The organism is Stenotrophomonas maltophilia group sp. RNC7, assembly GCF_030910085.1.
Lineage (GTDB): Bacteria > Pseudomonadota > Gammaproteobacteria > Xanthomonadales > Xanthomonadaceae > Stenotrophomonas > Stenotrophomonas sepilia.
The window spans coordinates 1-14,247 of the sequence record NZ_JAVFVN010000829.1 but is presented as its reverse complement, the minus strand read 5'-3'; the positions used below and the strand labels follow the sequence as shown (position 1 = coordinate 14,247).

The 14,247-nt window shown below is 68.2% G+C and carries 12 protein-coding genes and 1 rRNA gene; 7 read left to right on the top strand and 6 right to left on the bottom strand.

The window, feature by feature from the left end:
* Positions 1-98, top strand: a 5S ribosomal RNA gene (rrf, locus tag RCF13_RS20080); the annotation flags it as partial.
* Between the two features lie 365 nt (positions 99-463).
* On the opposite strand, the gene RCF13_RS20075 is transcribed toward rrf, so the two are convergent.
* The 3 genes from RCF13_RS20075 to hemH form a co-directional block, all read right to left on the bottom strand.
* Positions 464-2,569, bottom strand: a complete 2,106-nt coding sequence (locus RCF13_RS20075; protein WP_231352408.1) for a methyl-accepting chemotaxis protein — start codon at positions 2,567-2,569, stop codon at positions 464-466.
* A 290-nt stretch (positions 2,570-2,859) separates the two neighbouring features.
* Positions 2,860-3,714: an alpha/beta hydrolase gene (locus RCF13_RS20070; RefSeq protein WP_061480673.1), complete on the bottom strand. Its 855-nt coding sequence runs from the start codon at positions 3,712-3,714 to the stop codon at positions 2,860-2,862.
* Positions 3,711-4,673: a ferrochelatase gene (gene hemH, locus RCF13_RS20065; RefSeq protein ID WP_049411985.1), complete on the bottom strand. Its 963-nt coding sequence runs from the start codon at positions 4,671-4,673 to the stop codon at positions 3,711-3,713. Before hemH ends, RCF13_RS20070 begins: the two co-directional genes overlap by 4 nt.
* A gap of 169 nt (positions 4,674-4,842) precedes the next feature.
* On the opposite strand from hemH, the gene RCF13_RS20060 reads away from it, so the two are divergent.
* The 4 genes from RCF13_RS20060 (at position 4,843) to tatC (ending at position 7,259) form a co-directional block, all read left to right on the top strand.
* Positions 4,843-5,736: a YSC84-related protein gene (locus RCF13_RS20060; protein WP_061480672.1), complete on the top strand. Its 894-nt coding sequence runs from the start codon at positions 4,843-4,845 to the stop codon at positions 5,734-5,736.
* 75 nt (positions 5,737-5,811) lie between these two features.
* On the top strand, positions 5,812-6,039 hold the full coding sequence (gene tatA, locus RCF13_RS20055; RefSeq protein WP_005420453.1) for a Sec-independent protein translocase subunit TatA: 228 nt from the start codon (positions 5,812-5,814) through the stop codon (positions 6,037-6,039).
* A 15-nt stretch (positions 6,040-6,054) separates the two neighbouring features.
* The gene (tatB, locus tag RCF13_RS20050; protein ID WP_061480671.1) at positions 6,055-6,513 is read left to right on the top strand and encodes a Sec-independent protein translocase protein TatB; all 459 of its coding nucleotides are present in this window, start codon (positions 6,055-6,057) and stop codon (positions 6,511-6,513) included.
* Positions 6,510-7,259: a twin-arginine translocase subunit TatC gene (gene tatC, locus RCF13_RS20045; protein WP_005420449.1), complete on the top strand. Its 750-nt coding sequence runs from the start codon at positions 6,510-6,512 to the stop codon at positions 7,257-7,259. Before tatB ends, tatC begins: the two co-directional genes overlap by 4 nt.
* Positions 7,260-7,344: 85 nt before the next feature.
* Here tatC and RCF13_RS20040 read toward each other — a convergent pair whose 3' ends face one another.
* From RCF13_RS20040 to RCF13_RS20030, 3 genes are read right to left on the bottom strand one after another with little or no spacing between them, the layout of a single operon-like run.
* Positions 7,345-8,256, bottom strand: coding sequence for a BPSS1780 family membrane protein (locus RCF13_RS20040; protein ID WP_061480670.1), 912 nt, complete (start codon positions 8,254-8,256; stop codon positions 7,345-7,347).
* Between the two features lie 49 nt (positions 8,257-8,305).
* Positions 8,306-9,052: a glutamine amidotransferase gene (locus tag RCF13_RS20035; protein WP_061480669.1), complete on the bottom strand. Its 747-nt coding sequence runs from the start codon at positions 9,050-9,052 to the stop codon at positions 8,306-8,308.
* Positions 9,024-10,859, bottom strand: coding sequence for a GspE/PulE family protein (locus tag RCF13_RS20030; RefSeq protein WP_134968351.1), 1,836 nt, complete (start codon positions 10,857-10,859; stop codon positions 9,024-9,026). Before RCF13_RS20030 ends, RCF13_RS20035 begins: the two co-directional genes overlap by 29 nt.
* A gap of 83 nt (positions 10,860-10,942) precedes the next feature.
* On the opposite strand from RCF13_RS20030, the gene glyQ reads away from it, so the two are divergent.
* The gene (glyQ, locus tag RCF13_RS20025; RefSeq protein WP_049412007.1) at positions 10,943-11,854 is read left to right on the top strand and encodes a glycine--tRNA ligase subunit alpha; all 912 of its coding nucleotides are present in this window, start codon (positions 10,943-10,945) and stop codon (positions 11,852-11,854) included.
* 87 nt (positions 11,855-11,941) lie between these two features.
* Positions 11,942-14,017: a glycine--tRNA ligase subunit beta gene (glyS, locus tag RCF13_RS20020; RefSeq protein ID WP_231352404.1), complete on the top strand. Its 2,076-nt coding sequence runs from the start codon at positions 11,942-11,944 to the stop codon at positions 14,015-14,017.
* Positions 14,018-14,247: the final 230 nt, after the last annotated feature.

Below are 14,247 nucleotides of genomic sequence, written 5' to 3'. Positions count from 1 at the left end.
TGTGGAACCACCCGATCCCATCCCGAACTCGGAAGTGAAACGCAGCTGCGCCGATGGTAGTGTGGCTCAAGCCATGCGAGAGTAGGTCATCGCCAGGGTTTACACCCAAAACCCCGCTGCTGACGCAGCGGGGTTTTTCTTTGTGCGCAGGAAACGTGGGTAGTGCCGACCGCTGGCCGGCAACCCGATGGCGTTACATCGCCCGGTAGATCCACGCCATGCGTGGATGCCGTCCACGAGGAAGCATTGCGCCAACCAAGGTTGGCCGCTACCAATCGATTGCCGGCCAGCGGCCGGCACTACCGGTAGATCCACGCCGTGTGTGGATGCGGCGCCAAACAGGGCTGGCCGCTCCTCACGGCAGGTCCGGAAGCGGACTTTTCCTGACCCATCACGCAAAAGCAGGCAAAAAAACGGCGCCCTGCGGGCGCCGTCTTGACCAGGATCGCATTGCAGGCCCGGATCAGGCGGCCCGCGGGACATCGTGCGGTTCCTGCTGGCGGAACACCGATACCGCCTCGGTAAGCGTCCCCGCCTGCGACTGCAGCTCGCGTGCGGCCGCGGTGGCTTCTTCCACCAGCGCCGCGTTCTGCTGCGTGGCCTGATCCATCTGCACCACGGTCTGGTTGATCTGCTCGATGCCGGTCGACTGCTCCTGCGAGGCCGCCGAGATCTCACGCATCAGATGGCTGACATTCTCCACGCCGCCGACAATGCCCTGCATCCGCTTGCCGGCGTCGGCCACCAGCTGGGCACCTTCGCCCACCTGCCGGCTTGCCTCATCGATCAGCTTCTTGATTTCCTGTGCAGCGGCGGCGGAGCGCTGCGCCAACACGCGCACCTCGCTGGCCACCACGGCGAAGCCACGACCCTGTTCACCGGCACGCGCGGCTTCCACCGCCGCATTGAGCGCGAGGATATTGGTCTGGAAGGCGATCCCGTCGATCACGCCGGTGATGTCGCCGATCCGCTTCGAGGCGCCTTCAATCGCCTGCATGGTGTCGACAACCCGCTGCATCGCGGTGTTGCCATCACTGGCGGCGCTCTGCGTGGACGCAGCCAGCTCACTGGCCTCGCGCGCATGCGCAGCATTCTGGCGCACGGTGGCGGTCAGCTCCTCCATCGAGGCTGCGGTTTCCTGCAGGTGCGCCGCCTGGCGCTCGCTGCGCTCGGACAGCGCACCATTGCCTGCAGCGATCTCGCTGGCGGCGGTACTGATCGAGGCTGCGCACTGCTGGATGCGGCCCACCATGCGCGCCAGCTGACCGGCGGTGGCGTTGGCATCGCGCTGGATCGCGGCGAAGGCACCGTGGTACTCACCGCGCATGCGCCGATCGAGATCGCCGTTGGCCAGCGCCGAAAGCATCTGCCGTACTTCATCGACGGTGCTGCCCAGCGTATCGAGCAGCTGGTTGATGCCACCGGTCAGGCCATCGAGGAAGCTGGCGCCTTCGGTCGCCTGCAGGCGCTGGCCCAGATCGCCGGCAGCGGCAGCAGCGACGATGCCGGCCACGGCGTTCTCAAGCGCCAGCTCCTGGGTACGGTCATGCCATTCCACGGCGAAGCCGAGGCGCATGCCCTGTGCATCGAACACCGGGGTGACCACCTGGGCGAAGTGCACCGGGCCGATCTGTACCTTGCCGTTGTGACTGGCCTGCAGGCCATTGAGGATGGCGCGGATGCGGTCCGGGTTGGCATGGAAGCGATGGATGCTGCTGCCGACCAGGCGTTCGGCATCGAAGTCAGGGAAGGCCTGGCGCAGTGTCGCCTGCTGGTTGCGCAGCAGAGCCACCACCGAGCGGTTCACATAGCGGATCACGTGATCGTTGTCGGCGATCATCATCGCGGTGCGCGAGGCATCCAGCGCCTGGCGGATCTGCGCATTCTCGGCATGCACCGCCGCCTCGAGACCACGCTGGGCCTGCACGTGGCGTGCAGTGTCGGCCAGGGCGTGGGCGAGTGAACCCGGTGCATAGGCGCTGGTGTCGGCATGTGCACCAAGATCGGCACCGGTGGCAATGTCGCGTGCCAGCGCGGCAAGCCGACGCGGGCCGTGGCCAAGGGCCTCGGTCTGCTGCCGAAGGCGCAGTGCGACCTGGCCGAGGAACAAGGTCAGGCCCGCGAACATGCCGGCCTGCAGCAGCGTTGGCCACGCGGCAGCGCCCGCCTGCAGCGGTGCCAGCAGCGCGAGCGTGCCGACGCCACCGGCCAGCCACACCGGAAGGCGATCGCGGTGGCCCAGCAGCACGCCCAGCAGCAGGGCAATCGGCAACGCCGGTGACAGGCCGGCGATCGCGCACAACACGGCCAGCTGCAGCGACAACAGCAATGCCAAGCCGTTGCGGGCGACGGCCCGGCCCGCCTGCGGTCCGCCGAACCACGCGGCTGGCAGCACGGCGACGGCCACCAACGCGGCGGCCTGCAGCTGCGGACCCCGCAGGGCCAGCACCAGGCCGGCCACCGCCAGTGCCGCACTGCCGATCAGCAATCGGCGGTCAGCGCGGTGGGCGAGCTGCTGCAGATGCGGCAGGCGGGCGGTATCGGGGGGACGAGTGGATGCAGCGGACATCGGCGACTCCTGGATCAGCAGACGGCTACGGCCACACGGTGACGCACGCACGAGTGCGTGGCCAGGGCATGGACCGGGAATTCGGGGAATGCGACGCAATCAACGTCGCGCAGACGGGGCGCCGTGACCACATCCTGTGGGTGACGGAGCAATGGAGCGGGCATGCGGACTTCCTTGCAGGACCAGACACACGCCGCAGGCCCGACCGGGCCCACGTGCTGCGGACGCAGTGGCCCGCAACCGATGTATCGGCCGCAACTGCGCAGAATGAAGTGCGCGGACGCTGCGACTCAGTCGGCGTTGTCGTTGCTGAAGAAGCGCAGGATCACCGGGGCGATGCGTGCCGGGTCTTCCATATGCAGGTGGTGGTTGCCGGGAAACACGGCCAGCCGTCCATCACGCAGGTGCTGCAGGCGATCGCTGCGCATCGGCTCGGGGTAGTAGGACTGTGCCGGCGTGGCATAGATCACCTGCGTCGGGCAGGCGATGGCCTGCAGCAGGTTGTCGATCTGGCCTTCGCTGAGGCGGATCGCGGTGGGCAGCATCAGGCGCGGGTCGCTGCACCAGCGGTAGCCACCTTCGACCGGTTCCACGCCGCGCTCGACCAGCAGCCGTGCGCAGGGTTCGCTGAGCTGGTTGGTCATCATCCGCGCGCGGATCGGCGCTGCCAGATCGGGAAACACGCGCAGCTGCTTGCGTGCCAACGCCCGCGTGGCGTTCACATGCTCGCGCAGGCGATGCGCCGTTTCTTCCTCGGGACCGCGCAGGCCGCCGAGTGCTTCGATCGCCACCAGCCGATCGACACGGTCGCTGACCGAGGCGGTGAGACTGGCGATGCCGGCACCCATTGAATGGCCGAGCAGGCTGAATCGGTCCCAGCCCAGCGCGTCGGCCACATCGAGTACGTGGCAGATCGCGGCGGCCGTGGTGTAGCTGGCACCCGCCGGCAGGTGCGCGCTGTGACCGTGGCCGGGCAGATCGATGGCAACCAGCTGCAACGCCGACAGGTGCGGCGCCAGCGGCACGAAGCTGGCGGCGTTGTCGAGCCAGCCATGCAGGGCCAGCACGCGTGGGCCGCCGCCGTGGTTGCGCAGGCCGGCGACGCGTGCGCCCCCGACCTGGAATTCAAACGGTTGCAGGCTCATGCCAGCGAGGACACGGCCAGCCGTGCCAGGGCGCGTGCATGCTCCGGCTCGGCGTTGAGGCAGGGGATGTAGCGCATCGTCGCACCGCGCTCGGCCAGTGTTTCGGTGAAGCCCAGCGCGACCTCTTCCAACGTTTCCAGGCAGTCGGTGGCGAATCCGGGGCAGACCACGTCGATCTGCTTCACGCCGGATTCGGCCAGCGCCCACAGGCTGGGCTCGGCATACGGCTGCAACCAGCGCTCGCGGCCGAAGCGCGACTGGTAACCCATCTGCCAGTCGTCCTTGTCCAGGCCCAGTGCATTGGCGATGGCCTGCGCACTGGCCTCGCAGCGCTGCGGATACGGGTCGCCCGCGTCGGCCAGGCGCTGCGGGATACCATGGAAGGAGAACATCAGTTTCTGACCGCGACCGTGCTGTTCCCAGTAGCGGCGGATCGAGCCGGCTACGGCCTCGACCCAGCCGGGATCGACCGAGTAATCCCGCACCAGGCTCACGGTCACGCCCGGGTTGCGGCGCTGCCACGCATCGACGCGGTCTTCGACCGAGGCGGTGGTGGTGGTGGAGTACTGCGGGTACAACGGCAGCACGACGATCCGGCGCGCGCCGTCGGCGGCCAGACGGTCGAGCTCGCCGGCCAGCGCCGGTTCGCCATAGCGCATCGCATGGCGCACCGTCAGGGTCGGCAGCAGGGCCTGCATGGCCTGCGCCAGCTGGCGCGTATGCACCATCAGCGGTGAGCCGTCGGGCAGCCAGACCTGGGCGTACTTGGCCGCCGACCGGCCGCTTCGCAGCGGCAGGATCAGCCCGCGCAGCAGCGGCTGCCAGAGCAGTGCCGGAATCGCGACCACGCGCGGGTCGGACAGGAATTCGGCCAGGTAACGGCGTACGGCGGGGGCCGTCGGCGTCTCGGGCGTGCCTAGGTTGACCGCCAGCACGGCGGTATCGGGTGCGTCGAGCATGGGCGGTATTGTCGCCTATCCGGCGCCGCACCGGGATGCAGGGTTCGGATTGCAGGCATAGCGCGCATCCATCAATGCGGGCAGGGAACGCTCATTGGGGATTCATGGCAACACCACTAATTTCAGTCACTTGCTATATCTTCCTATGGACTGACTTCTGGAGCCTGCCATGCGTCGCCCGATCCAAGCCCTGCTGATCGCCGCCAGCCTGCTGTCCAGCCAGGCCATGGCCGGACCGCAGGAAGACCAGCGCGCCCGCAACGCCGTGCGCGTGCTGGCTGAAATCCAGGAAATTCCTGAACAGGGCATTCCGGATAAATTGCTCGACGAAGGCCGCGCGGTCATCGTCATTCCCGACACGATCAAGGCCGGTCTGGTCATTGGCGGTCGCCGTGGCCACGGCCTGATGTCGGTGCGCATGCCCAATGGCGCCTGGTCCAACCCGGTGTTCGTGAAGCTAACCGGTGGCAGCATCGGCTTCCAGGCCGGCGTGCAATCTTCGGATGTGGTGCTGGTGTTCCGCAACGACCGCAGCCTGGACAATCTGGTCAACGGCAAGTTCACGCTCGGCGCCGATGCCGGCGTTGCCGCCGGTCCGGTCGGCCGCAATGCCGCCGCCGCCACCGACGGCCAGCTGAAGGCCGAGATCTGGTCTTGGTCGCGTGCCCGTGGGCTGTTCGCGGGCGTCGCGCTGGATGGTGCGGTGCTGCAGATCGACGATGCCGCCAACCTTGACGCCTACGGCAGCAACACCACGCCGCGCATGATCTTCGAAGGTCGCGCCGCCGGTGCGCCGTCGATGGACGTGGTCGCCTTCCGTGATCGTCTGGAAGAGGCCACCTACGCCGCCCGCAACAACCGCAACGGCAACGGTGGCAGTGCACCGCGTCCGGCGGCGACCCCGGCGGTTGCGCCGGCGCCTGTTCAGGCAGCGCCGGCCGCCCCAACCGAAGCCACCACCGCGCCGCTGCAGAACGTGCCGCAGAACCCGCCGCCGCAGCAGCAGGGCTTCCAGCCGGTCAACGACGGCGAAATCCGCACGGAAACGCTGGGCGGAAACTGACTTTCGTCACGCGCGCCGGCTAACACCCGGTGCGCTATGCTCGACAGCCTGATCACTAACGTAACGAGCGTCTTTATGGGCAGTTTCAGCATCTGGCATTGGTTGGTCGTGCTGGCCATCGTCCTGCTGGTGTTCGGCACCAAGCGCCTGACCAGTGGCGCCAAGGACCTCGGCTCGGCGGTCAAGGAATTCAAGAAGGGCATGCGCGACGAAGACAAGCCGAACGCGCAGCTGGGCGATGAGTCGCGCAGCCAGGACGCCTCGCGCACCGCGCAGGACGAGCACGACCGTAACGCTCGCTGATCCGGAGCGGTTGCGGTGTTCGATATCGGCTTCAGCGAACTGCTGGTGATCGCGGTGGTCGCCCTGGTGGTGCTCGGTCCCGAGCGCCTGCCCAAGGCGGCCCGCTTCGCCGGCCTGTGGGTGCGCCGTGCCCGCAATCAGTGGGATTCGGTGAAACAGGAACTGGAGCGCGAACTGCAGGCCGAGGACATCAAGCGGCAGATGCAGGACGTGCGCCAAGGCATGCAGGACACCGAGAACCAGCTGCGCGCCAGCGGTGAAGCGATCCGTCGCGAAGCGCAGCAGGCGCAGCAGCAGGGCGATACGCTGGCGCAGGAGGTTCGCGCACCGGCGCCTGCGGATCTGCCGCCGCATATGAGCGCTGCGCCCGATGCCGATGCGCCGGCACAGGAGAGCGTTGCTCCCGAGCCTACGCCGGCGACACCCCCTGAAGCCGGTGCTCCGACGCCGCAGCGCACGGAGCGCCAGCCATGAGTGAACAGGATTTCGGCGAAAGCTCGCTGGTCGAACATCTGGTGGAGCTGCGCGGCCGCCTGGTGCGCGCACTGCTGGGCCTGGGCGTGGTGCTGCTGGCGCTGCTGCCATTTACCCAGAAGCTGTACAACGCGCTGGCCGAACCGCTGGTCTCGCAGCTGCCCAACGGGCAGACGATGATCGCGACCAATCCGGCCGGAGCCTTCTTCGCGCCATTGAAGCTGACCTTCTTCGTGGCCCTGTTCGTGGCGGTGCCGTGGCTGCTGTACCAGCTGTGGGCCTTCGTCGCCCCGGGGCTGTACGCGCGTGAGAAGCGCCTGGCGGTGCCGCTGCTGGTGTCTTCGGTACTGCTGTTCTACACCGGCTGTGCCTTCGCCTACTTCCTGGTGCTGCCGGCGGTGTTCCATTTCCTGACCACCTTCAGCCCGGACGTGATCGCGATCACCCCGGATGCGAATGCCTACCTGGATTTCGTGCTGGCGATCTTCTTCGCCTTCGGTGGCAGTTTCGAACTGCCGGTGGCGATGGTGATCCTGGTCCTGCTGGGCTGGGTGACGCCGCAGCAGTTCAAGGAAGGCCGTGGTTACGCGATCGTCGGCATCTTCGTGCTGGCGGCGGTGCTGACCCCGCCGGACGTGGTTTCGCAGCTGATGCTGGCGATCCCGATGTGCCTGCTCTACGAGCTGGGCATCCACGCCGCACGCTGGCTGGTGCCATCGTCGGCGGTGAAGAAACCCGCCGCGTGATGCGGTAGCGCCGGGCCATGCCCGGCGTGCGGGGTGCGATGTGATGCCACCGCCGGGCATGGCCCGGCGCTACCGGTGGGACCGGTCAGGCGTGGAACACGTCGCTCGAGGTCGGCGTGGTCGGGACCGGCGGCGCCGCGCGGCTGCCACGGTGCACGAACATCTGCTTCCACGCGGCGTAGACCGCGCCGACATACAGCGGCATCAGCACCGTGGTCAGCACCAGCTGGGCGATGAAGGCGGCAGCCAGCGGGCCTCCGATCAGCATCGCGATCTGGATCACGATCACGAACAGGATGTAGATGCAGAACGCAGCGATCAGGCCGAGCACGGCGAACACGATCATCGCGCCGATGTTCTCGATGCAGCCCTGCAGGCTCAGGCGCAGCGCGTGCATGCCGCTCTGCTTGTCGAACACCACCAGCGCCGGCTGGGTGAACATCGCCAGCGAGAGCGCCACCGCGCTCAGGAACACCAGCAGCATCCACAGCGCGATGCGCTTGGCCGGCAGGTTGGCGACCAGCGCCGCGGCATCGTCCGGCTTGATCTGCTGGCCACTGCGGCTGATCTCTTCCATCTTGGTCATGACGTCGCTGAAGGCGGTGAAGCCTTCGCGGCCGATCATCATGAACAGCAACGCGCCCAGCAGCAGCACCGCCAGCACCTGGATCGCCAGCGGCACCAGCAGGTGGCTGACGCGGTGGTCGCGGATCGGCTGCAGCAGGTGCGAGGACAGGCCCGGGCGGCCTTCGTCGATCTCACCCACGGCGTAGAGCATGCCGCCGAACATGATCGGCGAGATGGCCAGGGTCATCAGCTGCACGGCCATGCCGGCGGCGCCGGGAATCAGCGTCGACAACAGGGTGACCACCCAGCTCACCAGCAGCCAGGCCAGGCCGATCCGGGCCAGCTGCAGCGGCGCACGCCGATACAGCGAGAACGTATCCAGCAACCACTGGGCGCCCGCCGAGGCCGGCAGCTTGCGAATCTCTTTCATGGACATCCGGGAAGGACAGGAGGGGACGGGCGGTTGCCCGTGCCGCTGATTATCCCTGTTTTGCCGCCGGCTGGGCTGAAGACAGCCGCGCCTGTCGGACGAAGCGGCGCAGCAGCTGGCGGGCCAGCGGTGCGGCGCTGACTGCGCGCTCGATGCTGCGCGCGCAGCCGCCGTGGCGGCCGATGCAGTCGGCGCGGGCGCGCACGTAGCCGCGCATGTGGTGGGTGGCGAATTCGGGGTGGAACTGCACGCCCCACGCCTGGCGCCCCCAGCGGAACGCGTGGCAGCCATCCAGCGGCGAGCGTGCCAGCACCTCGGCACCGTCGGGCGCGCGCAGCACGGTCTGCAGGTGGGTGGCGTGGGCGGCAAAGTGCTGCGGCAGGCCCTGGAACAGCGGATCCTGTGCCGCCTGTGGCTGCAGCTCCAGCTCGATCGTGCCGGACTCGCGCCCGGCCGGATTGTAGGCCACCTCACCGCCCAGCGCATGCGCCAGCAGCTGGTGGCCGTAGCAGATGCCGAACACCGGCAGGCCGGCGTGGACGGTCTGGCGCAGCCACGCCGCGCTGCGCTCGCTCCAGTCGGCGTGGTCAGTAACGAAGGCGGCCGAGCCGGTCACCAGTACGCCGGCGAAGGCGCGCGGGTCGGGCAATGCGTCGCCATGTTCGACATCGACCACCACCGTCTCGTGCTCTTCCAGCCCGGCGGCGACGCGGATCCAGTGCGGAAAGCGCCCGTAGCGGCGCAGCGACGGTACCGGGCGGCCGGTTTCAAGGATCAGGAAGGGGGCTGGGTTCATCCGGGGGCGGCAGCACTGACAGGACTTCCTCGATTGTAGTCAGCCCCTGCGCCACCTTTTCAAGCCCGGCCTGGCGCAGGGTTCGCAGCCCTTCAGCGCGCGCGGCACGGGTGAAACCGGCCAGATCCATGTCGGCGCGGATCTGCCCGCGCAGCCGCGAGCCCAATGGCAGCAACTCATACAGGCCGATGCGGCCGAGGAATCCGGTGCGCCGGCACTCCAGGCAACCGACCGGACGACAGGGCGTGGCGGCATCTGGATATGCAGCCTGGCTATCAGCGAGCACCGCCCAGTCGGCAGCACCAAGGGTGTGCGGCTGCTTGCAGTGCGGGCACAGGGTACGCACCAGGCGCTGGGCGAGGATGCCGTTGAGGGTGCTGGCCAGCAGGTAGTGCGGCACGCCCAGGTCGAGCAGGCGGGTGACCGCCGACGGTGCATCGTTGGTGTGCAGGGTGGACAGCACCAGATGGCCGGTCAGCGACGCCTGCACCGCCATCTGCGCGGTCTCCAGATCGCGGATCTCGCCGATCATGATGATGTCCGGGTCCTGCCGCAGCAGGGTGCGCACGCCGCTGGCGAAGTCCAGGTCGATGTTGGCCTGCACCTGCATCTGGTTGAACTCGGGCGCGATCATCTCGATCGGGTCCTCCACCGTGCACACGTTCACGTCCGGCGTGGCCAGCCGCTTCAGCGTGGAATACAGGGTGGTGGTCTTGCCCGAGCCGGTCGGGCCGGTGACCAGCACGATGCCGTGCGGGCGCTCAACCAGTGCATTCCAGCCAGCGGCCTCCTGCGGGCTGAAACCGAGCTGGTCGATGCTCTTGAAGGCGGCATCGGGGTCGAAGATGCGCATCACGCACTTCTCGCCGAACGCGGTGGGCATGGTCGACAGGCGCATCTCGACCTCGCGGCCACCCGGCGAGCGGGTCTTGATGCGGCCGTCCTGCGGGCGCCGGCGCTCGGCCAGGTCCATTCGGCCGAGTACCTTGATGCGGCTGACCACCGCGGTCATCACCGCCGGCGGCACCTCGAACACCTTGTGCAGCACGCCGTCGATGCGGAAGCGCATGCGTCCCATCTCGCGGCGCGGTTCCAGGTGGATGTCCGAGGCGCGCTGCTCATAGGCGTACTGCAGCAGCCAGTCGACGATGTGCACGATGTGCTGGTCGTCGGCATTGACGTCGCCGGTGCGGCCCAGCTCGACCAGCTGCTCGAAGCTGGGCAGGGTGGTGTTGGCCTCGCCGCGGACGTCGCCGCGCGCGCCACGCACCGAACGGGTCACCCCGTAGAACTCCATGGTGTAGCGGTGCAGGTCGAGCGGATTGACCACCGCCAGCTCGATGCGGCGGCGGGTCAGGTGCTGCAGGTCGCGGCGCCATTCCTGCACCAGCGGCTCGCTGGTGGCCACCAGCACCCGTTCGGCATCCACTGCCAGCGGCAGGAAGCGGTGGCGACGGGCATAGGCGTGGGAGACCAGCGCGGTGACCGCAGCGACGTCGACCCGGGTCGGATCGATGCGCAGGTAGCGGCTGCCGGTGCGTTGGGCCAGCCATTCGGTCAGGCGTTCCAGGGTCAGTTCGCCGCCGTCGCGGGTGGCCAGCTTGAGGTTGGACAGCAGCACCAGCGGGTGCACTTCACTGGCATTGCGCGCGCCCTGTGCGGAAAACCGCATGCGCTCGCCCTCGTGCTCGGCGACCAGGCCGTCGGCCAGCAGCGCCGCACCGACCTGCTCGAAATGCAGGCGGCCCCACGGCAGCGGGACGCCGCCTGGCTCGCCGGGCGTGCCCACCGGCAGCCGATGTTCCATCTGCCTGCTCCTCCCGGGTACGGAATGCCCCGCAGGTCGGCCGTTATACTAGCGCACCCCCTTGCCGGCCAAGACTCGTACGCATGTCCGCGACCCCGACCGTTCCGATCACCTTCCAGGGCCTGATCCAGACCCTGAACCAGTTCTGGGCCCAGCAGGGCTGCGTGCTCATCCAGCCGCTCGACCTGGAGGTGGGCGCCGGTACCTTCCACCCGGCCACCTTCCTGCGTGCGATCGGTCCGGAAAGCTGGAACGCGGCCTATGTGCAGCCGTCGCGGCGGCCGACCGATGGCCGCTACGGCGAGAACCCGAACCGCCTGCAGCGCTACTACCAGTACCAGGTGGCGATGAAGCCGGCGCCGGACAACATCCAGCAGCTGTACCTGGATTCGCTGAAGGCACTGGGCATCGATCCGCTGGTGCACGACCTGCGCTTCGTCGAGGACAACTGGGAATCGCCGACGCTGGGCGCGTGGGGCCTGGGCTGGGAAGTCTGGCTCAACGGCATGGAAGTGACCCAGTTCACCTACTTCCAGCAGGCCGGTGGCCTGGAGTGCCGCCCGGTGCTGGGCGAGATCACCTACGGTCTCGAGCGCCTGTGCATGTACCTGCAGAACTGCGACAACGTCTATGACCTGGTCTGGACCTACGGCCCGGACGGCCAGCCGGTGACCTACGGCGACGTCTACCACCAGAACGAGGTGGAGCAGAGCACCTACAACTTCGAATACGCCGACGTGGACGAAATGTTCCACCGCTTCGATGCCTGCGAGCGTGAAGCGCAGAAGCTGGTGGAAGTGGGCCTGCCGCTGCCGGCCTACGAGCAGGTGATGAAGGCCAGCCATACCTTCAACCTGCTCGATGCGCGCCGCGCGATCAGCGTGACTGAGCGCCAGCGCTACATCCTGCGCGTGCGCGCGCTGGCCCAGGCGGTGGCCAAGGCGTATTACGAGCAGCGCGAGAAGCTGGGCTTCCCGGGTGCGAAGAAGGCCTGACCGCCTTCCTGCACCGTCCCGCTTTTCATCAACTACCCGGGGCGCCGGACGCGTTGCGCGCTGCGCCCCCACCACAGGATCGAACCGATGAGCCAATTGTCCCCCCTGCTGATCGAACTGGGCACCGAGGAGCTGCCGGTCAAGGCGCTGCCGGGCCTGGCCCAGGCGTTCTTCGACGGTGTTGTCGAAGGCCTGCGCAAGCGTGGCGTCGCGCTGGAGCTGGGCGATGCCCGCCCGCTGTCGACCCCGCGCCGGCTGGCCGTGCTGCTGCCGGGCGTCGGCCTGGAACAGCCGGAACAGCACAGCGAAGTGCTGGGCCCGTACCTGAACATCGCGCTGGATGCCGAAGGCCAGCCGACCAAGGCCCTGCAGGGCTTCGCCGCCAAGGCCGGGATCGACTGGACCGCGCTGGAGAAGACCACCGACAACAAGGGTGAGCGCTTCGTGCACCGCGCGGTGACCCCGGGCGCGAGCACCGCCAGCCTGTTGCCGGACATCCTGCGCGAGGCGATCGCGGCGATGCCGATTCCCAAGCCGATGCGCTGGGGCGATCACGCCTGGGGCTTCGCCCGCCCGGCACACTGGCTGGTGCTGCTGCACGGCGCCAATGTGGTCGAGGCCGAACTGTTCGGCCTGCAGGCCGGCCGCGCCAGCCGTGGCCATCGTTTCCACCACGACCAGGCCGTGTCGCTGGCGCAGCCGCAGGACTACGTTGAAGCGCTGCGCGCCGCGTTCGTGCTGGTCGACCCGAGCGAGCGACGGGCGCGCATCGTCGCCGAGGTCGAGGCCGCCGCAGCCGGGGCCGGTGGCAGCGCCCGCATCACCGAAGACAACCTGGAGCAGGTGGTGAACCTGGTCGAATGGCCGTCGGCGGTGCTGTGCAGCTTTGAACGCGCGTTCCTGGCGGTGCCGCAGGAAGCGCTGATCGAGACAATGGAGATCAACCAGAAGTTCTTCCCGGTGCTGGATGCCGCCGGCACGCTGACCGAGAAGTTCATCGGCATTGCCAACATCGAATCGAAGGACGTGGCCGAAGTGGCCAAGGGCTACGAGCGGGTGATCCGCCCGCGCTTTGCCGATGCCAAGTTCTTCTTCGACGAGGACCTGAAGCAGGGCCTGGTGCCGATGGGCGACGGCCTGAAGACGGTGACCTACCAGGCCAAGCTGGGCAGCGTGGCCGACAAGGTGGCGCGCGTGGCCGCACTGGCCGAAGTGATCGCAGCCCAGGTCGGTGCCGATCCGGCGCAGGCCAAGCGGGCTGCCGAGCTGGCCAAGAACGACCTGCAGTCGCGCATGGTCAACGAATTCCCGGAATTGCAGGGCATCGCCGGCCGCCACTACGCCGTGGCCGGTGGCGAATCGGCCGACGTGGCGCTGGCCATCGACGAGGCCTACCAGCCACGCTTCGGTGGTGACGACATCGCGCTGTCGCCGCTGGGCAAGGTGCTGGCCATCGCCGAACGCGTGGATACGCTGGCCGGTGGTTTCGCTGCAGGCCTGAAGCCGACCGGCAACAAGGACCCGTTCGCGCTGCGCCGCAATGCGCTGGGACTGGCCCGCACGATCATCGAAAGCGGCTTCGAACTGGACCTGCGCGCGCTGATGGCCAGCGCCAATGCCGGCCTGGCCGCGCGCAACGTGCAGGCCGATGTCGGCGAGCTTTACGACTTCATCCTCGACCGCCTGAAGGGCTACTACGGCGACAAGGGCGTGCCGGCCACGCACTTCAACGCGGTGGCCGAGTTGAAGCCGGCCTCGCTGTACGACTTCGATCGCCGCCTGGATGCGATCGGCACCTTCGCCGCGCTGCCGGAGGCAGAGGCGCTGGCCGCGGCCAACAAGCGCATCCGCAACATCCTGCGCAAGGCCGAGGGCGAGATTCCGGCGCAGATCGACGCGGCACTGCTGCAGGAAGATGCCGAGCGCGCGCTGGCCGAAGCGGTGACCGCCGCCATCGATGACACCGGCGCCAGCCTGCACCAGAAGGATTATGTGGCGGTGCTGGCACGCCTGGCGCGCCTGCGTCCGCAGGTCGACGCGTTCTTCGATGGCGTGATGGTCAACGCGGAAGATCCGGCACTGCGTGGCAACCGCCTGGCGCTGCTGACGATGCTGGGCGAGCGCCTGGGCAAGGTGGCGGCGATCGAGCATCTGTCGAGCTGACGCCCGTATCGGTAGTGCCGGGCGCCGGGCCGCCGTTGCCCCCCGCGGTGGGGTGGCGGCCCCCGGGCCGGCCAGCCCGGGCCTCGCCCCCCGCGGTGGAACGGGGGCCATTCCCCCCACCGGGGCCCTGCCCGCCCCCACACCCCCCACCAAAACCCCCCAAGTAAAAAAGGGTCAAATACCAACACAAGGGCGCAACCCGCAAACAAAAAAGTAGAATTAACACAAAC

Bases quoted from the DNA above. Each gene is read 5' to 3' on its own strand.
- RCF13_RS20030 (WP_134968351.1), bottom strand. From the start codon at position 10,859: ATGGAACATCGGCTGCCGGTGGGCACGCCCGGCGAGCCAGGCGGCGTC.
- RCF13_RS20060 (WP_061480672.1), top strand. From the start codon at position 4,843: ATGCGTCGCCCGATCCAAGCCCTGCTGATCGCCGCCAGCCTGCTGTCC.
- RCF13_RS20035 (WP_061480669.1), bottom strand. From the start codon at position 9,052: ATGAACCCAGCCCCCTTCCTGATCCTTGAAACCGGCCGCCCGGTACCG.
- glyQ (WP_049412007.1), top strand. From the start codon at position 10,943: ATGTCCGCGACCCCGACCGTTCCGATCACCTTCCAGGGCCTGATCCAG.
- hemH (WP_049411985.1), bottom strand. From the start codon at position 4,673: ATGCTCGACGCACCCGATACCGCCGTGCTGGCGGTCAACCTAGGCACG.
- glyS (WP_231352404.1), top strand. From the start codon at position 11,942: ATGAGCCAATTGTCCCCCCTGCTGATCGAACTGGGCACCGAGGAGCTG.
- tatA (WP_005420453.1), top strand. From the start codon at position 5,812: ATGGGCAGTTTCAGCATCTGGCATTGGTTGGTCGTGCTGGCCATCGTC.
- RCF13_RS20040 (WP_061480670.1), bottom strand. From the start codon at position 8,256: ATGAAAGAGATTCGCAAGCTGCCGGCCTCGGCGGGCGCCCAGTGGTTG.
- RCF13_RS20075 (WP_231352408.1), bottom strand. From the start codon at position 2,569: ATGTCCGCTGCATCCACTCGTCCCCCCGATACCGCCCGCCTGCCGCAT.
- RCF13_RS20070 (WP_061480673.1), bottom strand. From the start codon at position 3,714: ATGAGCCTGCAACCGTTTGAATTCCAGGTCGGGGGCGCACGCGTCGCC.
- tatC (WP_005420449.1), top strand. From the start codon at position 6,510: ATGAGTGAACAGGATTTCGGCGAAAGCTCGCTGGTCGAACATCTGGTG.